The sequence below is a fragment of the Fictibacillus terranigra genome (assembly GCF_030412265.1).
Taxonomy (GTDB): Bacteria; Bacillota; Bacilli; order Bacillales; family Fictibacillaceae; genus Fictibacillus_C; species Fictibacillus_C terrinigri.
In genome coordinates this window covers 1,252,182-1,273,470 of sequence record NZ_JAUHLN010000001.1, presented here as the reverse complement: position 1 = coordinate 1,273,470, position 21,289 = coordinate 1,252,182, and the positions used below count along the sequence as shown (strand labels likewise).

General features: G+C 43.8%; 25 protein-coding genes and 3 other annotated features (1 of these 28 running past the window's edge). Of the genes, 3 read left to right on the top strand and 22 right to left on the bottom strand.

Annotated elements, in window-relative coordinates; all coding sequences use genetic code 11:
- Positions 1-15, bottom strand: a binding site (T-box leader) (it extends 215 nt beyond the left edge of the window).
- Between the two features lie 80 nt (positions 16-95).
- Positions 96-860, bottom strand: a complete 765-nt coding sequence (locus tag QYF49_RS06390; RefSeq protein WP_290398760.1) for a TrmH family RNA methyltransferase — start codon at positions 858-860, stop codon at positions 96-98.
- Positions 861-995: 135 nt separating this feature from the next.
- Here QYF49_RS06390 and sspI point away from each other — a divergent pair, with 135 nt between their 5' ends.
- A complete protein-coding gene (gene sspI / locus QYF49_RS06385) occupies positions 996-1,202 on the top strand; it encodes a small acid-soluble spore protein SspI (protein WP_290399065.1) in 207 nt (68 codons plus the stop codon).
- An 85-nt stretch (positions 1,203-1,287) separates the two neighbouring features.
- Here sspI and QYF49_RS06380 read toward each other — a convergent pair whose 3' ends face one another.
- Both QYF49_RS06380 and QYF49_RS06375 read right to left on the bottom strand, forming a co-directional pair.
- On the bottom strand, positions 1,288-1,773 hold the full coding sequence (locus QYF49_RS06380) for a dUTP diphosphatase (protein ID WP_290398759.1): 486 nt from the start codon (positions 1,771-1,773) through the stop codon (positions 1,288-1,290).
- Positions 1,774-1,842: 69 nt separating this feature from the next.
- On the bottom strand, positions 1,843-2,439 hold the full coding sequence (locus tag QYF49_RS06375; protein WP_290398758.1) for a TVP38/TMEM64 family protein: 597 nt from the start codon (positions 2,437-2,439) through the stop codon (positions 1,843-1,845).
- A gap of 159 nt (positions 2,440-2,598) precedes the next feature.
- Here QYF49_RS06375 and QYF49_RS06370 point away from each other — a divergent pair, with 159 nt between their 5' ends.
- Together QYF49_RS06370 and QYF49_RS06365 are read left to right on the top strand one after the other, a co-directional pair.
- A complete protein-coding gene (locus QYF49_RS06370; protein WP_290398757.1) occupies positions 2,599-3,945 on the top strand; it encodes a cytochrome ubiquinol oxidase subunit I in 1,347 nt (448 codons plus the stop codon).
- 20 nt (positions 3,946-3,965) lie between these two features.
- Positions 3,966-4,991 carry a cytochrome d ubiquinol oxidase subunit II gene (locus QYF49_RS06365; RefSeq protein ID WP_290398756.1) on the top strand — a complete coding sequence of 342 codons (1,026 nt, stop codon included), beginning with the start codon at positions 3,966-3,968 and terminating at the stop codon, positions 4,989-4,991.
- Positions 4,992-4,998: 7 nt separating this feature from the next.
- Here the strand turns inward: QYF49_RS06365 and QYF49_RS06360 are convergent, their stop codons facing one another.
- From QYF49_RS06360 to ytaF, 19 genes are all read right to left on the bottom strand, one after another.
- Positions 4,999-5,253 carry a DUF1294 domain-containing protein gene (locus QYF49_RS06360; RefSeq protein WP_290398755.1) on the bottom strand — a complete coding sequence of 85 codons (255 nt, stop codon included), beginning with the start codon at positions 5,251-5,253 and terminating at the stop codon, positions 4,999-5,001.
- 88 nt (positions 5,254-5,341) lie between these two features.
- A complete protein-coding gene (gene rplT / locus QYF49_RS06355) occupies positions 5,342-5,701 on the bottom strand; it encodes a 50S ribosomal protein L20 (protein WP_290398754.1) in 360 nt (119 codons plus the stop codon).
- A 34-nt stretch (positions 5,702-5,735) separates the two neighbouring features.
- The gene (gene rpmI / locus QYF49_RS06350) at positions 5,736-5,939 is read right to left on the bottom strand and encodes a 50S ribosomal protein L35 (protein ID WP_290398753.1); all 204 of its coding nucleotides are present in this window, start codon (positions 5,937-5,939) and stop codon (positions 5,736-5,738) included.
- A 24-nt stretch (positions 5,940-5,963) separates the two neighbouring features.
- Positions 5,964-6,467, bottom strand: coding sequence for a translation initiation factor IF-3 (gene infC / locus QYF49_RS06345; RefSeq protein ID WP_290398752.1), 504 nt, complete (start codon positions 6,465-6,467; stop codon positions 5,964-5,966).
- Positions 6,468-6,532: 65 nt separating this feature from the next.
- Positions 6,533-6,657 (bottom strand) — a sequence feature (ribosomal protein L20 leader region).
- A 158-nt stretch (positions 6,658-6,815) separates the two neighbouring features.
- Positions 6,816-8,747 (bottom strand): threonine--tRNA ligase, encoded by a 1,932-nt coding sequence (thrS, locus tag QYF49_RS06340; protein WP_290398751.1) that lies wholly within the window; start codon positions 8,745-8,747, stop codon positions 6,816-6,818.
- A gap of 55 nt (positions 8,748-8,802) precedes the next feature.
- Positions 8,803-9,027 (bottom strand) — a binding site (T-box leader).
- 59 nt (positions 9,028-9,086) lie between these two features.
- On the bottom strand, positions 9,087-9,944 hold the full coding sequence (ytxC, locus tag QYF49_RS06335; RefSeq protein WP_290398750.1) for a sporulation protein YtxC: 858 nt from the start codon (positions 9,942-9,944) through the stop codon (positions 9,087-9,089).
- A gap of 108 nt (positions 9,945-10,052) precedes the next feature.
- Positions 10,053-10,709, bottom strand: coding sequence for an amino acid ABC transporter permease (locus tag QYF49_RS06330; protein WP_290398749.1), 657 nt, complete (start codon positions 10,707-10,709; stop codon positions 10,053-10,055).
- Between the two features lie 26 nt (positions 10,710-10,735).
- Positions 10,736-11,530: a basic amino acid ABC transporter substrate-binding protein gene (locus QYF49_RS06325; protein WP_290398748.1), complete on the bottom strand. Its 795-nt coding sequence runs from the start codon at positions 11,528-11,530 to the stop codon at positions 10,736-10,738.
- A 129-nt stretch (positions 11,531-11,659) separates the two neighbouring features.
- Positions 11,660-12,766, bottom strand: a complete 1,107-nt coding sequence (mqnC, locus tag QYF49_RS06320; protein WP_290398747.1) for a cyclic dehypoxanthinyl futalosine synthase — start codon at positions 12,764-12,766, stop codon at positions 11,660-11,662.
- Between the two features lie 160 nt (positions 12,767-12,926).
- Positions 12,927-13,715, bottom strand: coding sequence for a glucose-1-dehydrogenase (locus tag QYF49_RS06315; RefSeq protein WP_290398746.1), 789 nt, complete (start codon positions 13,713-13,715; stop codon positions 12,927-12,929).
- A gap of 15 nt (positions 13,716-13,730) precedes the next feature.
- Entirely contained in the window at positions 13,731-14,585 is an 855-nt protein-coding gene (locus QYF49_RS06310; protein WP_290398745.1) for a GRP family sugar transporter, read from the bottom strand.
- Between the two features lie 119 nt (positions 14,586-14,704).
- Positions 14,705-15,643, bottom strand: coding sequence for a primosomal protein DnaI (gene dnaI, locus QYF49_RS06305; protein ID WP_290398744.1), 939 nt, complete (start codon positions 15,641-15,643; stop codon positions 14,705-14,707).
- Positions 15,644-15,658: 15 nt separating this feature from the next.
- Complete coding sequence (locus QYF49_RS06300; RefSeq protein WP_290398743.1) at positions 15,659-17,038, bottom strand: replication initiation and membrane attachment family protein; 1,380 nt, start codon at positions 17,036-17,038, stop codon at positions 15,659-15,661.
- A gap of 68 nt (positions 17,039-17,106) precedes the next feature.
- Positions 17,107-17,568: a transcriptional regulator NrdR gene (gene nrdR / locus QYF49_RS06295; RefSeq protein ID WP_290398742.1), complete on the bottom strand. Its 462-nt coding sequence runs from the start codon at positions 17,566-17,568 to the stop codon at positions 17,107-17,109.
- A gap of 75 nt (positions 17,569-17,643) precedes the next feature.
- On the bottom strand, positions 17,644-18,039 hold the full coding sequence (locus QYF49_RS06290) for a cytosolic protein (protein ID WP_290398741.1): 396 nt from the start codon (positions 18,037-18,039) through the stop codon (positions 17,644-17,646).
- A gap of 90 nt (positions 18,040-18,129) precedes the next feature.
- A complete protein-coding gene (gene speD / locus QYF49_RS06285) occupies positions 18,130-18,510 on the bottom strand; it encodes an adenosylmethionine decarboxylase (protein ID WP_290398740.1) in 381 nt (126 codons plus the stop codon).
- Between the two features lie 310 nt (positions 18,511-18,820).
- Positions 18,821-19,861 (bottom strand): glyceraldehyde-3-phosphate dehydrogenase, encoded by a 1,041-nt coding sequence (locus tag QYF49_RS06280; protein WP_290398739.1) that lies wholly within the window; start codon positions 19,859-19,861, stop codon positions 18,821-18,823.
- A 129-nt stretch (positions 19,862-19,990) separates the two neighbouring features.
- On the bottom strand, positions 19,991-20,584 hold the full coding sequence (coaE, locus tag QYF49_RS06275) for a dephospho-CoA kinase (RefSeq protein ID WP_290398738.1): 594 nt from the start codon (positions 20,582-20,584) through the stop codon (positions 19,991-19,993).
- A gap of 18 nt (positions 20,585-20,602) precedes the next feature.
- Positions 20,603-21,235, bottom strand: a complete 633-nt coding sequence (gene ytaF, locus QYF49_RS06270; protein ID WP_425589556.1) for a sporulation membrane protein YtaF — start codon at positions 21,233-21,235, stop codon at positions 20,603-20,605.
- Positions 21,236-21,289: the final 54 nt, after the last annotated feature.

Here is a 21,289-nt window from a genome sequence, read left to right as displayed (position 1 = left end):
CATCATTGCATTTCATTCATTCAGCTGTTTTTATTATAGATGAACTTCGTGGACTGTGCAATCGCCAATCTGTCTTATTACTGTATTCCTTTTCGTTATTGACCGTTCTTCTGAAGTTCATACAGCATGATACCTGCCGCAACCGCCACATTTAGCGATTCAGCGTTGCCGAACATCGGGATATAAACAAGCTGGTCTGCAGACACCATAATCTCGGTTCGGACCCCGCTGCCCTCGTTGCCGACAACGAGCGCGAACGAACCGGAAGAATTAACGTCATGAAGAGATTGGGCCCCTTTTAACGCAGAAACATAGACCGGGACTTCCATCTGCTTGCACTCATCCATCCATTCTTCTAATTTTCCTTTTACAACAGGAAGGTGAAACAACGATCCTTGTGTAGAGCGAAGGACCTTACTGTTGTAGACATCAACTGTACCTTCTCCGAGCACAACCCCATCAAGACCCGAAGCATCGGCCGTACGAATGATCGTACCGAGGTTCCCCGGATCCTGGACGCCGTCAACAAATAGATATTTCCCGCCGGCTTTTATTTGCAGTTCGTTTGAGCTCATGCGGCAGATGGCCAAGACGCCTTGCGGATGTTCTGTATCGCTCAGCATTCCCATTATTTTTTTAGTAACGATCCATGGATCAAGCCGCATATGTTCCCATTCAGCAGGAAGGCGATATGATTCCTCTACTATCAAATGGGCGATCTGGACATTATGATTGATCGCTTCTTCAATAAGATGCGGCCCCTCAATGATAAATTGCCCGGATTTATCCCGTTCTTTTCTTGTGTATAGCTTTTTCCATTGTTTAATGGAAGCATTTTGTTCTGATTCAATCCGTTTCATCCGATCTAACCATCCTTTAATCTCTCTCAACTTTTTTTATTATATCTTCAAAATGATACATAATCCATCGGCCCTTAATAAAAACTAGGAAATAGGCACAAACTTTATGAAATAAATCTGTTTGAGGTGATAATGATGGATATCGATATCCGTAAAGCAGTTCTGGCCAACGTGTCTGGAAACAACAAAGAACAATTGGAGAGTACGATCATTGACGCGATCCAGAGCGGTGAAGAAAAAATGCTTCCTGGTCTCGGCGTACTGTTTGAAGTGATCTGGAAAGAATCAGACAACCAGAAAAAGGAAGAGATGCTTTCTACCTTATCCAACGGCTTAAAATAACAAGAATCCCGGGTGTCGCTTCCCGGGATTTTTGTTATTGTTTAGCTACAGCTCCGAGGGCTGAAAACGAACTTCAGTTTTCAGCCTAATAACCTTCATCCTGCCTTTGGTGGTTGACTTGGTTTTTGGAATAATACCCTTTGAAGATTGTTTCTTCCGTAAAACCGAGGAGATGTCCAAGCCCGAGGTATTCAGAAAATAATCGGCTGAACAGTTGGGTATCTTTTTTACATTGAAGCTCGCTGATTGTGCGGTAAAGGCACAGGAACTGGGACGTCAGATCTTCGCTGACAACTGTTCCTTCCTTTATCGCATCCTGCAGGCCGTGATCGAGTCCGACAGACAGCACAAAGTGCAGCCCGTCCACATATTCCTCTAAAATGACGCTGTCCGAAGACGGTGGCTTTACACTCCAATATTTAAAACACCGGGTTTCGTTCGCCAACTCCCCAAGCTCGACAAGCAAGGCGAGAAGTCTCTTATCGTATAAATCTTCGTTATGTAGAGCGTGCTCCTGAACAATCCGTTCATTCAGCTGATTCTGCATTTCAAATAGTTCCTTAAAACCCACGTTATCCACTCCTTTCGCTCATTATAACAAAAACCCCAGGTGAGTGTCCCTGAGGCTGATTTCACATGATCATGCACTTTTGGCTGGAGTTTTTCCCTTTTCTTTTTCAAAGAAATCCTCCCATTTTACGATCCATTCTTTCGTTCTCAAGAGATGAAAGAGGACGAGCATCATGGCAGCAATTCCGATTCCCCATACGACGGAGAGATGAAAGATGTAATGGCCGAACGTAGAATACATGAAGGCAAGCGGAACGTTAGACACCACGCTTGCTTTAGTATATTCCTTAAAACCTTTTGTTATCTCCAGAACCAAAAGGGAAAGCAGAGAAAAATGGATGAAAGGGATAAGCTTTAATATAGCAATCTGGCCGATCGAGAACGGCATTCGTTTGCCTACGATTTTCCGCTTGATTTTCATAAACCGGTTGAGTGAATTCGGCATTCTTTTCAGCAGTCCGTAGAACAGCAGGCTGGACAGGGTGATGCCGATGATGGAATAGAGCGTTCCATAGACCGATCCGAACAGAACCCCGCCTGCCATACAGATCAAACCTACAGGCAGAAAAAGAAACTGCCTCATCATATGGAGCAGAATAAAAAAGACAGGAGCAAAAATACCTGCAAACTTCAGAATATTAAGGATTTCTGCAAGCTCATGCTGCATGTTTCAACCCCCCTTTATCGCCATCTTATGACATAAGACGAGCAGTTATGCTCTTCCTACCCCAAATCCATGAATATTTACATATCTTTTATGACAAGTTAAAGATTAGAAAAGATGGTTTTCTTTTACATGAAACCATTTGTTTGAGGAGTGGTTTATTTGGATACAGTTGTGCTGGCTCGTGCTTTTTTCGGTACGTCTCTTGCCTTTCATATCATTTTTGCAACTCTTGGCGTTGGAATTCCCCTGATGATCGTAATCGCGGAAATCCTTCACCATGTAAAAAAAGACAATGATTATGCCATTATGGCCAAGCGCTGGACAAAAGCTTTTGCTGTGCTGCTCGGTGTCGCTATTCCCTCAGGTACGATCGTCGGTGTACAGCTGTCCTTGCTTTGGCCGGGATTTATGGAGATTGTAGGAAAGGTCATCTCCCTCCCCTTCCAAATTGAACTGTTTGCCTTCTTTATCGAAGCCTTGTTCATGTCCATCTACGTTTACGCAGCGGACAGGCTGCCGAAGTATTTCAGGATCATCTCTGTGATCCTTGTAGCATTTGGCGCAGTAGCATCTGCCATTCTGATCACCGCCGTTAACACGTGGATGAATACCCCTGACGGCTTTAAGATCACGAAGGACGGCACGATTTTTGATGTTCATCCCTGGGACGCCTTTTTCAATCCAAGCTTCCTTTCATCTGCCTTCCACGTATCGGTGACCGCCTATATGACCGGTGGTTTTGCCGTAGCATCTGTAGGAGCTTATAAGCTTCTGAGAGGAAAACTCTCCAAGAATGAATCCGCTTATCATAAAAAGGGATTTTTACTCGCCCTTATTGTAGGTTTGACTTTTTCATTGATTTCAAGTTTTTCAGGCCACCACTCTGCACAGATTCTGCATGAGCATTCACCTGAGAAGCTTGCTGCCGCTGAAGGATTATTTAAAACCCAGCGGTATGCACCGCTTGCGATCGGAGGGTTCACTGATCCGAAGACGGAGGAAGTAAAATATGGTATAGAACTTCCATGGATGCTCAGCTGGCTCGCGGCCGGCAAGTTCGATACAGAGGTTAAAGGACTCTATGAATTCCCGCGTGAGACCTGGCCGCCTTTTTATGTTCACACCCTCTTTAATGTTATGGTAGGCATCGGTTTTCTTTTGCTGGCCCTGGCTGCTGTCGCCCTGTTTTTCTGGTGGTATTACGGCAAGAGAAAACAGAAGCCATTTCCTAAATGGCTTCTGTTCATCTTAATCTTTTCAGGTCCCCTATCCATGCTGGGCATCGAATTCGGGTGGATATTCAGCTGCAGCGGAAGACAGCCGTGGACGATCTACAGAGTTCAGACCACTGCAGAGGCGGCTACACAATCTGAAAACCTTGCCCCACTGTTTCTCCTGTTCATCGGTCTCTACCTGCTGCTCAGCGTCCTGACCATCCTGATTCTTACAAGCTACTTTAAAAGACACCCGGTTTCCAAAGACTTTGAAAAATACCCTGGCTATTAATTGATGAAAGAGGGAGCATTATGAACGAAGAAGTCATTGCCATATTGGTCTTATGGACCTTTATCTTTATCTATAGCATTTTTGGATCCATTGATTTCGGAGCAGGGTTCTGGGCGATGGTTTACAACGAGCACCGGTCTTTTGCCGGAAAAATTGCGAACCGGTTCCTTTCACCGACCTGGGAGATTACAAACGTCTTTCTCGTCCTTCTCGTTGTCGCCTTCGTTGGCTTCTTTCCGAAGGGAGCATTTACACTTGGAACCGTTCTCTTGATTCCGATCTCTCTGATCTTATTTTTGCTTTCTATTCGCAGTGCTTTTATGGTATTTTCCTTTTCCGTTCAAGGATACCGCAAAACGATGTTTATTATCTCCGGTTTGTGCGGTGTTTTGATTCCCGCCTTGCTAATAACGGTACTGCCTGTTAGCCAGGGCGGATTTATTGAAGGAATGAACGGAAGAGATACACTTCTCCTTGGAAAGCTGTTTTCGAGTCCTTCTTTATATATGTACATTTTGTTTGGACTCACGTCTGAGCTGTTCCTCTCTTCCTTGTTTCTTGCGGATTACTCAAAGGTTTCAAAGCAGGAAGATGCCTATAAGCTCTACAGGAGAAATGCATTGCTGCTCGGCCCTTCTACCCTTCTGGCGGCCGTGATCACCCTGCTGGTGATACAGCCTGAAGCCGGCTGGCTGCTCGATAATCTGTATGATCAACGAATTTGGTTCATCCTCTCCCTCATAGCATTTGCCGTCGGCTATTGTTCTCTTTGGCTGAGGAACAAAGACGGACAAACAAGGGGTAAACCGCGTGTTACCCTCCTGGCCATTGTTGCTCAATACGGCTTTGCCAGCTATGGATACGGCATGGCCCACCTGCCTTATATTGTTTATCCGAACCTGACCATTTACGATGCGTTTACGGCAAAGGAAACGTTCTATTCACTCATGATCATGTATGCGGTCGGTTTAGCCATCCTGACACCTGGCTTCTATGTATTCTGGAGGCTTTTCCTTAAAGATAAACGTTATCTGCAGCAGGATTGAAATATCGTTAGATGAAGTACCTGGCAACGATGAAAAGATCGGCCAGCACGAGCAGGGGCACCCCGATCTGAAAGCTTGGATGCTTGGTTTTATGCCGGAATTGTGCCATACCGGCCCAGATGCCGCATGCACCTCCAATGATCGCCACCAGCCAAAGCCGGCGTTCTGGCGTCCGCCACTTTCCTGCCTTTGCCGCTTCTTTATCATGATGCATCAGCCAGAAGGCAATGATATTAATAAGTACCAGATAAATGTAGATCATACCAATCAATTCTCCTTTATTCTATGAAAGCTGAATCTAATTAAAAAAGCCATTTCCTTCATGGAAAATGGCTTTTTGGGTGCTTAACTTATGCTTTTAGGCTGTCTTTTGCTTTAGAAGCAAGTTCAGCGAATGCTTTTTCATCAGAAACAGCGATTTCAGCAAGCATTTTACGGTTGATGTCAATGCCTGCAACTTTTAGGCCATGCATTAAACGGCTGTAAGAAAGACCGTTTGTGCGAGCCGCTGCGTTGATACGAGTGATCCAAAGTTTACGGAAATCACGTTTCTTTTGACGGCGGTCACGGTATGCATACATAAGAGATTTGAAAACTTGCTGTTGAGCAACTTTAAATAACTTATGTTTGGATCCGAAATAACCTTTAGCTAACTTCAATACTTTTTTACGACGACGACGTGACACATAGCCACCTTTTACTCTTGGCATTTTAAAACCCTCCTAGATATATGTGAATCGATTCTTATTTTTTCTTGTAAGTCAATAGTGTACGGATACGTTTGAAGTCTCCGCTTGTAACAATCTTAGCTTTACGAAGTTTACGCTTAGCTTTTGTAGATTTGTTAGCGAACAAATGGCTTGTAAACGCACGAGCACGCTTAAGTTTACCTGTACCAGTCTTTCTGAAGCGCTTTGCAGCACCTTTATGTGTTTTCATTTTAGGCATGATTGGATTCCTCCCTGATAATGATTATTTTTCGGTTGTTGGTGCTAAAATGAGGAACATGCTCCGGCCTTCCATCTTAGGTCGAACTTCAACCGTAGCAACGTCTTCACATTCTTTAGCCAATTTTTCAAGCACAGTTTTTCCGATTGAGGAGTGCGTGATCGCACGGCCACGGAAACGAATGCTTGCTTTCACTTTATCGCCTTTTTCAAGGAACTTGCGGGCATTTCTAAGCTTTGTGTTAAAATCATGTTCCTCAATTGTAGGGCTCAAGCGAATTTCTTTCGTTGTAACAATCTTTTGATTCTTACGCGCTTCTCTGTCTTTCTTTTGCTGCTCAAACTTAAACTTACCGTAGTCCATGATTCGGCATACCGGCGGTTTTGCGTTAGGAGCAACAAGCACAAGATCAAGATTGGCATTTGCCGCAATATCAAGAGCTTCATGACGTGTTTTAATCCCTAGCTGGCTGCCATCAGCCCCGATAAGTCTTACTTCACGAGCACGGATGCCCTCATTGACAGACATGTCCTTACTAATAGTAAGTCACCTCCAAGAATTTATGTGAGTCAGTTCCACTCAGCATTTTGTAAACAAATAAAAAAGCGTCGGCGCATACTGCACCCACACTACCTCATCATCATTTCTGAAAGTTCGGTCGACCAGCCAACTGCGTACGCGTTGGACAGGTGAGAAGCGGGTGCTTCTGCTTTGGTTCGAAACTCAACTATTTAATTACCTAAGTTAATATACCATTGACAAGAACACCTTGTCAACTACTGTTCTTATTTTTCACAACAGAGTTTATTTTACATGAACCTTTTGAACATTGCAAGTAAAAAAAGAACTGCGAATGGACTTCGCAGTTCTGCTGAACTATCCTCTTTTATTCACTTGCTCAAGTATACTTGATTCGAACGCTTCAAAAGAAACAGTTTCTGATTTTTGCTCACCATACTTGCGGACGTTTACGGCTTGATCTGCGATTTCCTGATCGCCAAGAACGAGCATGTACGGTATTTTTTGCATTTGAGCTTCACGGATTTTATATCCAAGCTTTTCGTCACGATTGTCGACTTCCACGCGGATGCCTTCTTCCAGCAATTCATCGCTGATTTTTCTCGCATACTCTTCATGAACAGCGGATACAGGGATAATCTGCACCTGTACAGGTGCAAGCCATACCGGGAATGCGCCTTTGTATTCTTCAATCAGGAAGGCAACAAAGCGTTCCATTGTTGAAACGACACCGCGGTGAATGACAACAGGGCGGTGATCTTTGCCGTCGCTGCCTTTATACGTTAAATCGAAGCGCTCCGGCAAATGGAAGTCAAGCTGAACGGTAGAGAGCGTCTCTTCTTTTCCGAGAGCTGTTTTTACCTGAACATCAAGCTTCGGACCATAGAATGCCGCCTCTCCTTCTGCTTCTGCATAATCCAAATCCATATCTTCCATTGTTTCTTTAAGGAGAGCCTGTGCTTTTTCCCACATCTCATCGTTGTTTACATATTTTTCCTTATCTTCAGGATCGCGGTATGAAAGACGGAATTTATATTCAGTAATGCCGAAGTCTTTGTACACGCGCTGAATAAGCTTTACTACGCGGATGAACTCATCTTTTAATTGGTCAGGACGCGCAAAGATATGAGCATCGTTCAATGTCATGGAACGAACACGCTGTAAGCCAGCCAATGCTCCAGACATCTCATGGCGGTGCATCGTGCCAAGCTCCGCTATCCGGATCGGAAGGTCACGATAGCTGTGCATGCTGTTCTTGAACACCATCATATGGTGCGGACAGTTCATCGGGCGCAGAACGAGCTGCTCGTTGTCCATTTCAATGGCAGGATACATGTCTTCTTTATAGTGATCCCAGTGGCCTGATGTTTTATAAAGCTCTACGCTTCCCAGGTGAGGTGTGTATACATGGTCATAGCCAAGTCTTACTTCTGTATCTACAATATAGCGCTCGATGATACGGCGGATGGTCGCACCCTTGGGAAGCCAAACGGGCAGGCCTTGTCCAATTTTTTGGGAAACGGTGAAAAGATCGAGCTCTTTCCCGAGTTTACGGTGATCGCGCTCTTTTGCCTCCTGAAGGTAGACAAGATGCTGATCCAGCTCTTTTTGGTTAAGGAACGCAGCCCCATAAATACGCTGAAGCATCTGGTTGTCGCTGTCCCCTCTCCAATATGCCCCTGAAATGCTCATCAGCTTAAAGGATTTGATCTTCCCTGTGGAAGGAACATGTGGCCCGCGGCAAAGGTCAAAAAATTCGCCTTGCTCGTAGATTGTAATTACGGCATCCTCCGGAAGGTCACGAATAAGCTCCAGCTTCAGGTGATCGTTAATGCCTTCAAAGATGGCGATCGCTTCTTCCCTGCTGACTTCTTTACGAACGATCGGAAGGTTTTCGCTTACGATCTTTTTCATTTCCTTCTCAATCTTCGGAAGATCTTCGGGTGTCAGCGCTTCTGCGAGATCAATATCATAGTAAAACCCGTTTTCAATAACAGGCCCAATACCTAGTTTTACATCCTTATAGATGCGTTTAATCGCTTGTGCCATTAAGTGTGCTGTACTGTGGCGTGTCATCTCAAGCCCTTCCGGTGAATCTTGAGGAACGATCTCAATGGATGCATCCACCTCAATCGGACGGGTGAAATCATACAATTCCCCGTTTACTTTACCGGCAACCGATTTTTTCTTCAGACTGGAACTGATGGACTCCGCTACTTGTTCTGCAGTGATTCCTTTCGGGTACTCACGGACAGAGCCATCAGGAAATGTAAGCTTAATGTCTGTCATTGTTTATCTCTCCTTGGTCAAAAATTAAATAAAATACAAAAAACACCCGTCCACAAAAAGGGACGAGTGTTGTACTCGTGGTTCCACCCTTGTTCCACCGCACTATTGTGCAATGGCACTCGGTCAAGAATTAACGGCTTTGGGCCGTCAGCGATTACTTTGCTTCACCGCTGAAGTTCAAAGGGGGTAAGAAATTTTTCCGTGTTAAGATGCTTCCAGCCTCAGGCATCTCTCTCTATAAACCGTAAAAAATATCCGTTGTCCTTATCTTTACTGATTTTGGTATCCAATTGATACAATTATTATATTCATACTGTCTTGCAAAATCAAGAGCAATCCTTATCTTCCGTCCATCTTTTCGAAAAATTTATTCCGGAAGGCATAAAACAATTTCAAGGGCTTTTTAATCAGTCTTTCCTGAAAGACGTTCTGCAATGTATGTATCATGCCATGATTTTCCTCTTCCAGGTACAAATACAGCACTTCCGGAGCTAAACCCATGATCGGACCCAGTACTTTTTCGTCAAGGTCAAACTCTTTCGTCAGAACCAATGCTCGCTCATGCATGAGCTGCAGGACCTTTTCACTATACCGCCTGAATTGATCATCGTACAGCTTAAATTTTCCATCGAACGCCACATGAATTTCTGAAGTAAGAAATGGCTGATCAGCCGCACATTTTCGCAATTGTTCGATGAAAGATTGATACTCGAGCTCGAGTTTATATTCATCAATCGCACATTCGACGTAAACTTGAAGAAGATCAAGGTACTCCTTCAACCGGAACTGTACAAACGATTCAAAGGTAAACGACAGCTCTTTTTCGGATAATATTTTCCTCCATGCTTCCTTTACATGATAATCGCAAGTATCCAGTTCTTTTACCGCGGGCACTTCCTCTCGCTCCTGCTCGATAAATTGCTTGGCGATCGCAGCAATCTCTGCCTGCTCCTGTTTATCAGTAAAACAAAAAAAATGTTCAATAAAATAAAGGATGCGCGATTCCTCCAGCTTTTTTCGAGTATAACAAGCCAGCACCTGAACAATAGAATCCAGATGCTCTGCGGTATTTACCAGTAACGAGCGGCTTTTTACTTCTACAAAGGAAGGTTTTATATGAAGTGATCGAGCAATCTGCGTCAGTTCCTTTTGTAATTGGTTATATTCTTCACGATCTGCAAAAATAAGTTCGGCCAACCCTGTCCCTCCCCCAAACACTCGATGTTACACTATATGGGACAAAGCCATGAAAAATGAACTCTTTTCAAAGATTAATTAAAAAACAGCAGGTTTCCCTGCTGCGGTTTAATCCAGTGCATATTTGCGTTCAAGAAAGTTTAGTAGCTGTGTCAAAGTCAGAGTAAGAATCAGGTAGATCAGCGCTACCGTTAAAAACGGCTCCCATGGACGGTAATATTCACCCATCATCGCTCTTCCCCAATACATCAGTTCTTCCGTTGCGATAATGGCTGCCAGTGAAGAGTCCTTAATAAGAACGATAAACTCGTTGCCTAGTGGAGGAATCATGCGTTTGGAAGCCTGGGGAATGATGATATGCTTCATGGTCTGCCCATGTGTCATCCCCAATGAACGTGCCGCTTCTGTCTGTCCTTTATCAATGGATTGAATACCTGCCCGGAATATTTCCGCGATATATGCAGCAGCATTCAGAGAAAGTGCTGTTATCGCGGATATAAGCGCTACAGGAGGTTTCATAAACAATGGCATCACAGCAAAATGGATCAGCAGGATTTGCACGAGAAGCGGTGTTCCCCGGAAAAAGTTGATGTACCATATGAAAGGCTGCCGAATGATCTGAACAGAAGACATTTTCCCGAGGGCAATCAACAGGCCGAGCACAGTGCCCAAAATAATGCTCGCGACTGAAATTTCAATCGTAATCCATGTCCCTCTGATAAAAAAAGGCATGTATTTTTCGATAAGGTCAAATTTAAAATCCATGTGTTCCTCCGGTCATCATGCTAGGTTTATTTTTTGAGTGCATCAAGGTTTGGTTCAACTTTAAACCATTTCTTATAAATTTTTGTGTATGTTCCATCTTCAATGACCTTTTTCAAAGCTTTATCCACTGTTGCTTTGTCTTTACTTCCTTTCGGAAGCGCTATCCCGTAATATTCGGATTCAAAGTTCGTTTTGTCATTTACAACGACAAGTTTTTTATCCGGATTGTTTTTTGCATATTCGTCTACTACTGTGTTATCTGCAACCACTGCATCCACTTCTCCATTCAGCAATGCTTGAATGGCTAATACGTTGGATTCATATTTTTTTACCGAGGCATTGTCTTTCCCGAACTTCTTCTCTAACGCCTCCTGCCCTGTTGTACCGTTTTGGACACTGACTTTTTTCCCTTTTAAATCGTCTACACTTTTTATATTTGATCCTTGTTTCGTGAGGATTTTATTGATGGATTCAAAGTAAGGTGCGGAGAAGTCATAAGATTGTTTTCTTTTGTCATTGATCGTGATGGCTGAGATGCCAGCCTGCACTTGTTCATCTCGCAGTGATGCAAACAGTGGTTCCCATCCCGTGTTTTTTAGTTTATAATCCAGCTTGGCTTCTTTCATTACAGCCTTGAGCAAATCAACATCAAATCCGACAATTTTCCCGTCCTTTAAGTACTCAAACGGTGCATATGCCGCATCTGTTCCAACTACGAATTCCTCACCCGATGCACTTCCTGATGTCGATGTCGACTTGCCCCCGCATGCCGTCAGTGCCAGCAAACTCATCAGCGTTAATAATAACACCACTTTTTTCATTCTTTTTCCCCCTTAATTTATGTAATCCCCCCTATTATAACAAAATTATTAAAAATAAGAATATTCCAATAATTAATTTTATGATAAAAAAAAATCCTCACCCAGCGGGCGGGGATTTTAAATGTTTAGTTAGTTCTGCATGACGAAATCTTTTTCGGCAGTTTCTTCTTCATTGAACACACGAAGTATTTCGTACTTGGTATTACGCTGGGCAGGAATTTTGCCCGCTTCACGGATGAGGCGCAGTGTCAGGTTCGTGTTGACCTTATGCGTCGTTCCTGCCGCTGAAACCACATTCTCTTCCATCATTGTGCTTCCAAAATCGTTGCAGCCATAATGCAGAGATTTCTTTCCGACTTCTGGACCCATTGTCACCCATGAAGACTGGAAGTTAGGGATATTATCCAGGAACAGGCGTGAGATCGCAACATTTTTAAGATATTCACCCGGTGTTGTTTTCTCACCCTTTAAGTTCGTGTTATCGGGCTGGAACGTCCAGGAGATGAAGGCAAGAAAACAGTTCGTTTCATCCTGGGCATCACGAACACGCTGCAGATGCAGCGCTCTCTCTTCAAATGTCTCGCCGAAACCGATAACCATCGTTGCCGTGGAATGAAGGCCGACTTTCTTCGCGGTTTTCATGCAGTCGATCCACTCAGTCCATGACCCTTTCAGACGGCTGATTTTTTTCCTCGTACGGTCATCCAGGATTTCAGCTCCTCCGCCAGGCAGCGAATCAAGCCCTGCTTCCTTCAGCTCTTTCAGGACTTCTTCCAACGGAAGGCCTGAGACTTCAACCATCTTCCAGATCTCTGCCGGAGAGAAAGAGTGCATCGTAATATCAAAGCGCTTTTTAATATTGCGAAGCAGATCCGTGTAATAGGAGAATGGAAGATTTGGATTTGTTCCACCCTGCATCAAGATCTCTGTTCCTCCAACATCGATCGTTTCCTGGATTTTTTGGAAGATCACTTCATCATCCAAAACATAACCTTCCTTGCTTCCAGGCGGGCGATAGAAGGCACAGAAACGGCAGTATGTATCACAAAAATTCGTGTAGTTTACGTTTCGACCAATGACAAACGTTGTGATCGGCTCTGGATGCCAGCGCTTCATGATCACATCGGCTGCCTCACCCATTTTTTCAACTTCATCACTCTCATATAGTGCAACCGCATCCTCGACAGTTAATCGTCTGCCATCAAGGGCTTTCTGCAAAATCGCATCAATGCTCATCTATATTACCTCCAGTTACGGACATCTTATGTAGCATTCTATTATCCTATCACATTTTAATAAAATTTGCGAAGCGGGGCTGCAGCGGAAAGATGCTGCCAAAAAAAAGGACAAACCGTCGAACAGACGGTTTGTCCTGGGATGATTAATCATTTTATGCTTAACCCCGGCCTGCCTGAAACGATGGATATAACGTCATTCCACCGTCAGCGATGAGTGTATGGCCCGTAACATACCTTGACTCCCTGGAAGCGAGCCATACAGCGACCGACGAAATTTCCTCCGGTTCAGCGATATATCCCATTGGAATTAACTTTTCAACATCCGCTTTTTTACCGGGATCTGAAAACTTTTCGGCATTGATCGGTGTGTTGATCGCCCCTGGGGCAATGGCATTGACCCTGATTTTCTTCGGTGCGTACTCCATCGCCAACGTTTCGGTCATAAGTTTCACACCGCCTTTGCTTGCTGCATAGTGCACAAAGTGCGGCCAAGGAATGATCTCGTGTACACTCGACATGTTAATGATGCAGCCCTCAATGTTATTCTTCAGAAAATAGGAGATCGCTTCCCGGCAGCCAAGAAACTGTCCGGTAAGATTGGTTGCGATTACTTTATTCCAATCCTCAAGAGAAAGCTCGTGAGAGGGAACCTCGTTTTCGATACCTGCGTTATTAATCATGATATCCAGTCTTCCGAAGGTCTCCACTGTGCGTTCGACCATATTTTTAATATCTTCCTCTTTCGTTACATCTCCCTGAACCGCGATCGCTCCTCCACCGAGATCTCTCAGCTCTTGAAGCAGTTCTTCCACTTCATTGTCCTTTTCAGTAAAATAATTGACAGTGATCTTTGCTTTTTCTTTTGCAAAACGCTGAGCACATGCCTTTCCGATTCCTGTACTCGCTCCTGTAATAACAACTGCTTTTCCTTCTAGATCTGTAAACATGAACTTATCCGCTCCTTAGCTTTTTGTGAAACCGAGCATTACGCCGCCTGCAATGATAAGTAAACACCCTGCGATAACGAAGATGATCTGGCGCTTCGATTTCTTCTCCTTCAGGATGAAGATGCCGCCGAGTGTGGAAATGATAATCCCTGTCTGTGACAGAGAGAAGCTGGTTGCCACCCCGATTTTCGGCAAAGAAAGCAACAGGGTGATATTCCCGGTACTCCAAATAACACCCGTAAGTATATTTCTGACCGCAAATTTATTAAAAGGCTTCCCAGTAAACGTCAGAAGCAAACCGCCGATAAACATCCCCGCTGCCTGCGGTAAGATCGCTTCCCATCCTCCAACCTTAAACCAATTCACGATAACCACATAGCCGACATAGCCTGCGGTAGACAACAGCAGAATAAGAAAACCTTTTTTATAGCTCTTCCCGCTGTCCTCCTGGCTGCCTTTATCTCTGAGCGAAGTGAATACTGCCCCCAAAATAATAACAGCGATCGAGATGATCCCGATGATGATTTCCGTTTTTGTTTTCCACTCATGGAAGACGAGGACACCAAAAAGCGTGGTTCCGAACAGCTGCATTCCTGTTGACAATGGAACTATTTTGGATACGCCCAGGTGATCAACGCTGGCAAATTGAAAACGCTGGCCAACCACCCAGAATGCCCCTGATACGGCACCTACGATTAAAACCAGGGTGTTGATCTCCGGGTGGACGATAAAAAATGTGATCACTGAAAAGACAAGAGCACCAATGGTCATACCCAGTGTTTGGCTGTATGAATCTCCTCCAAGTTTTTGGCTGACCAGTACGATGCTTCCCCAGCAAACTGCTGTAATGACTGCTAGAATGATTCCCATATTCATTTCCTTTCTGTCTGCTGATTCTCTAGGTAGTATTTGCATCTTCCCGAAGATTCATGAGATTAAACAAAAAAACCCCTATCTTTTTTTTAGATAGGGGTTTCTCGGAAACAGGATTACTGCTGAGTCCTGAAGTTTTTATCTCCACCGATAAAGATCGGCACAGCAAGATGACGTATGCGTTCCATGATCCGTTTCGCTTTTGCCTGCTCCAGGCCGCCTTTCTGCGAGTAGGAAAAATGCTCTTCAAGCAATGTAAAATCATAATTGGACGAGTACAGTGTCGGCAGCCTCTCCATCATTCGGTATTGAAGAATGACGCCTATGATCTCATCTCTGACCCAGTTCGTCATGTTTTCAGCACCGAGGTCATCCAGCATAAGGACTGGCACGGTTTTCAGAAGCTCCATTTTTTCATTGAAGCTGCCGTCCGAAAGGCTGTTTTTCATCTCCCGCAAAAACTCTGGAGTGTGAACGAGCAGCGAAGGGATCTGCCGCTCAGCTAATGCATTAGCGATGGCACCGAGCAGATAGGTCTTTCCAACACCGAATTTGCCGTAAAAATAGATTCCTTTTGCTGCTTCTCCGGAAGAGGCTGACTTTACAAAATCCCATGCCGCGCCAATCGCTTCTTTTCTGTCCTGATCAATGCTGTGAAGGCGGTCAAACGACGCTTGAAGTATATCTTTTGGAATAAAATAGCTTCTGATAAGGGCACTCATCGACTTTTGTTTTTCATCCTGTTTCTTCAGCATGCATTTTTCATAAAATATATCGATCTGGTTTCTGTCGGCAGCCAGCTCAGGCTGATAGCCTTGCATCAGGTTCGGGCAAAGGTCAAGCCCCGGGCAGCTGGAACAATGGTTTTTTTCCTTAGAATACTCATAGAGCTTGGTCAACCCTTTCTCAACGCTTGACTGATTTAGTTCAGGGTTCTGCTCAAGGAATGAGCGAACATAAGGATCCTCGAGTACATGCTGCTTGATTCGGTCATACTCCTTTTTAAGCTGATCATACCCCTCCATTTTTTTAACGGCGTCCATCATCGATTCCATGTCTGTTCCCCCCTTTTACATTTCTTTCAGCAGGTTTTCAAGCCATTGCTGGTTTTGCTCTTCCAGATCATTATTGCTGTTCTTTTCTTTTTTCCCTGTTCCAGATTCTTCATCCTTCAGCCAGTCCGGAAGGCGGGCGCCTTTCTTCTGCTTTCCGTTTTGTTTATATGAATTCGTCTGCTTACGCTCTTGCCATTCCTTGTACTTTTGCTGTTCTGCACGGGCAAGCGCCATCGCTTCCGGTACAGATTGCACTTTTTTCCTGGCCCAGTGGCTTGCAATTTTCTCGACGAATGAACGGTTAAGCCTAAGATCGTTGGTCTTCAGCACATAATCGATCAAAACATTGACCACACCTGGCGTCATTTTCTGCTCCAGCATCAGGTAGGTAACAATATTCAAATCGACTTCTGCCGGCTTCGTTCCGGAATGAAGCTCAAGTAATTGATAAGGCGATATTTCCTCAAAGAATTTTATCACTTTTTCTTCTTCTGTAACAGGCTCCGTGCCTGCCGAAGATTTTAAGGCCTGCGGCTGGGTACGGAGAGCCATCTGCGGAAGCTGGTTATTGTTTTCAATCCTGTACCATTTTTGTACTTCTTTCCGAAGGTTTTCAATGGTCAGCTCTCCATGAAGGTGGTAAGCGTTTTGTATTTGCCTGCTCATTTCAATAGGTCCCATCTGGTATACATATGCCAGCTTCAGTATCGATTCCCTTATAGACGGTGTTATGACCTCCTTTGGAAGGATGAAGCTTGAAATGCTTGAGATCAACAATTCAAAATCAAAGTCGTCAAAGGCGATGGAGAGCGGATTGCCCAATTTCCTATCAGCCAGGTTCGCCTGCGAACCCTCCTGGATTTCCGAATATGTTCCTGCGGTCATTTCCGAAGGATGGAGCGAGACAAAGATATCATTGAATGCTGAGGTGATCTCCTCGTACTCGTCCATCTTCGTTTTTTCTTGTATAAAATGGTCACGCATCTCACCATATTTTGTTTTGCCCAACCGGTTGTACAGATAAATGTTTAAAACCCCGTCATTGAAAAATTCAGCGGGAGATAAAGGAGTTTGAAGCTCATAGAGGTAGGCTCTGGATTCGTCCGTCTCCCTCTTAAATGTCTTCAGCAGTCCGATTGCTTCCAGTTTTTTCCTGGATGAGATAATATCCTTTAATGAAAATTGGGTGACATTCATAAGTCTTTGATGCGATTGTTGTTTTGGTGCCTCCATATCGGCATCACACCAAAAGGTCATATATAAACTATAGGCAAATGCGCCTATTAACGGCTGGTACAGCATGGTCAATACTTTGCGGTCGATATGATGAAGATAACCGCTAAATTGAACCTCATATGTATCCACCGGGACAATTTCTTTCCAGTGTACACTCATGGTTCTCACCTTTCGAAAAAAAGTTTTTGCTTGATAAAAAAAAGCGTAAAACCGGTGTCTTACGCAGGTTATTGCTCGTCTTTTTTTATTAATTCTTTCAGTTCTTGTATAAATACATTAATGTCCTTAAATTGCCGGTATACCGAAGCAAATCGGACATAAGCTACTTCGTCCGTGTCCGCTAGATAATCCATGACTTTTTCGCCGACTTCTTTGCTGTTTATCTCTGAAATCCCTTGGTTCCTTAAGTCTTTTTCAATATGATCTACGATATTTTCAAGAACTTCTAAAGGTACGGGGCGTTTTTCACAAGCTTTTATGAGTCCGCGAAGAATTTTTTCTCTGCTGAACTCTTCCCGGGTACCCTCTTTTTTCACAACAATCAGCGGTATTTCTTCAACTGTTTCAAAGGTTGTAAATCGATAGGTGCATGACTCGCATTCCCGTCTGCGGCGAATCGATCTTCCCGAATGGACCGGTCTAGAATCAAGCACTTTTGTACCGTTAAACTGACAGGACGGACAACGCAAAGCAGATCAACTCCAAAAATTAATTAACCTCTATTATAATTCTATCTTAGACAAAAGGAGGGCATGTGACAAGAATTAATTGTTTTCCAGCAAGGAGGTACCAATAAATTCAAGTCTCCCCTTCAACCCTTCATTTATAGATAGGATTACCTTCCTGCTGTATCCAAAGTCAATAGGAAGCGGGGATTCAGATGTCACGTTAATATCTACGGCCGTTTTAAAAGGTCTGAGAGAGGTTGCAGTGATAACAGCAAAAGCCTTCCTTGGAGAAGTCACTTCAAAAGATAGTTCTCCGCGCTCCTTGGATGATCCAAGCAGTTTATAATTGCTTTGCTGCTTAACGAGCTCTTCGACCGCTTCCATAACTTTCGTGCGGTTCGCTTTAAAATAATGGGTTTGGAGTAAAGGGTCCTGATGGTTCTCGGAAGTTTCCGAATTATTTTTCAAGATATTTTGCAGCCTTTTTAGCATGTTTCTCCTCCTCTTGACTCTTCTATTTAAACAGAAAGTAAAAAAAGAGGTGCTAGAACACACCTCTTTTTCGACTTAGCTTTCATTTTATTAATTAGCGGCAACTTTATTTTTAACTTTAACAGGACCCATTCCACGTGGAACCTCTAGATTTTCACGGCTGTTTGCTTCCAAAGCCTGTGAAATATAATCAGCGGCCACATTTGGATCAATACGATCCCCACAAGTGTATACATCGATGCTTGCATAACCATGCTCTGGAAAACTGTGAATTGTTAAATGTGATTCAGAAATAATAACAACCCCGCTCACGCCATGCGGCGCAAACTTATGAAAAGCAACCTCACGAATTTCTGCACCTGCTCTAAGGGCAGCGTCAACAAACGTCTCTTCAATAAATCTCATGTCATTCAGCTTTTCACTGTTGCATCCCCAAAGTTCAGCAATTACGTGTCTTCCCATTGTATCCATATTAGCATAGTCCCCCTTAAAAATTTTTCATGCCTTCAAGCATGCGGTATTGAACACCTACCACGGGGGAAAGTTAGTCCTAAGAGGTCCTAACCCTTTAAGTAGAATCCAACGCCTTGGTTTGCTTTATTTGAAGTTCACGAATCATAGTATACTTGTTTTATTTTTCATTTGCAATAATTAGTTTGAAATTTCCCTTTAAATTTTTATGTAAAAAGTAAACGCTTTACAAGGTGGAATTTGTTCGGAAAATGAGAAAAAACGGATGGAGCCGCAAGCCGGCGCCATCCGTTTTTCCATTCAAGTTTTTTTATAAGGAAGCAATCTTCATGTCTGCTTTTTGAGCTAAACCCGAAGCCACAAGGCCTGCAAGATCAACAACGCGGCAAGAATAGCCCCATTCGTTGTCATACCAGGCGAGTACTTTTACTTTTTTATTTTCAATCACCATGGTAGTTAGACCGTCAATGATCGAAGAATGCTCATTGCCATTATAATCAATAGAAACGAGCGGCTGTTCGCTGTATCCAAGAATACCGTTTAATGATCCTTCAGACGCGGCCTTTAATGCGTCATTGATCATCTCTTCTGTCACATCCGTTTTTAGATCCACAACTAAATCCACAAGGGATACATTGGGAGTGGGCACGCGCAGTGACATCCCGTTCAATTTTCCAGTGAGATGAGGCAGAACCTTGGAAATGGCTTTTGCTGCACCGGTAGACGTTGGAATAATCGATTGTCCGCACGCCCTTGCACGTCTGAGATCCTTATGCGGGTTATCAATATTCCTTTGATCATTGGTATACGCATGAATCGTCGTCATCATCCCTGATTCAATACCGAACTGTTCATCAAGCACTTTCACAACAGGGGCCAGGCAGTTCGTCGTGCATGATGCATTGGATATAATATGGTGTTCGTCCGCTTTGTAATCGCTGTCATTTACACCCATAACAATCGTAATATCTTCGTCTTTTCCAGGTGCCGTGATGATGACTTTTTTCGCTCCTGCCTGCAGATGGTAGCCAGCTGTTTCTTTTGTCTTAAATTTCCCGGTAGCTTCGATTACGATGTCAATACCGAGGCCTTTCCATGGCAGTTCTCTTGGATCACGAGAATTTAATAGAAGGACTTTTTGCCCGCTCACCATTAAGTAGCCTTCATGGGCAGTTACTTCACCATCAAACCTGCCGTGAATTGAGTCATACTTAATCATATGTGCTAACGTTTCAGGAGGATAGCTTGCGTTGATTGCTACGACCTCAAACTCGTTATTTTCCTCCATCATCTTACGAAAAACCATTCTTCCGATCCGCCCGAGTCCATTAATCGCTACTTTTGCTTTCATGGTGTGCTCCCTCCATTTATGTTATACTTTTTAATCTCTTTTTCTACAATTAGTATAGCATATTTAGATAAAAAAAGAACATCATTTTATTAAAATGGGCAAAAAATAAACCTCTGACTAATCAGAGGTTTAAATGATCTTCCATTCTCTCAATTGTTCATCCAATTTTACTTTTAGCTCCTCGAGTGAACCATTGTTTGTAATCACAGCATCCGCCAGCTCCACTTTATCCTTTAAAGGCATCTGTGAAGCAATCCTGCTCCATGCCTCCTCCTCTGTGAAGTTGTCTCTCTTCACTAACCGGCTGAATTGAGTTTTCTCATCCACATAGATCAGCAGCGTGCGATCTACCATATGAGTCAATCTGCTCTCAAACAACAAGGGAATATCCATGACCACATGAGAGAATCCTTCCATCAGGTAGTGTTCCGCCTGCTTTTTCATTTCTAGCCTTACTGCCGGATGAACAATTCCATTCAGCGCTTTCCGCTTCCGGGCATCTGTAAAAATGATGCCTCCGAGTTTTTTCCTGTCAATGTTCTCCTCTTCGTCCAATACTTCTTTTCCAAAGTGCTCTACGATTTTAACGTAGGCAGACTGGCCTTGCTCCACAACCTGGCGCGCGATAAGATCTGCATCAACAACAGGGATATTATAGCTTCGCAAAAGATTGGAAACCGTGCTTTTTCCGCTGGCAATTCCGCCGGTCAGGCCAATAATCATGATTGTATAAGCCTCCTATTACATTTTCAGCAATCCAATAATAATCAGTAAGATCCCGGGAAGAAAGGTAAGCTTCTTCATCCATGTAATTCTGGACAATGAAAAGCCTAACTTCATGCCTCCAATGACAAAGATTGAGCTCATGGCCGCTACCGTAAATGCCGTAAGAAAAGGAGGCATATCCACCATCGCAGCACCAATCCCCGCTCCAAAAGCGTCGAGAGAAAGGGCGATGCCCAGCAGGACCGCCTCCCACCCATTAATGGAGCCGGATTTATCAAGATCTGCGATCGTCGGCTTGCTTAGGATTTGGATCATGATTCCCAGTGATTTTATTTCTAATTTTACAATAATCTTCTCTTCGGGTATAGCCGATACCTTTTTTTCAGGTTTGGCTACTTGGTACAAAAAATACGAACCGAGACTTAAAAGGATCAAGCCGCCGGTTACCTGCCCGGCATGCGGGGATAAAAAACGTTCTAAAAAGTGACCGAACCCCATGGCAGCAAAAAAAGTGATGGCTGAACAGATGGAAATGATGATGACCGACTTTAACGGAATCTTTATTTCCTTCATGCCATACGTCAGCCCCGTACCAAAGCTGTCAAGGCTTACTGCAAACGCCAGTAAGAGCATCGAAAAGGACACCATAACGGCAAAAGCTCCTTTCATACCACGTGCTGTAGTATATGAAAGGAGCTTGGG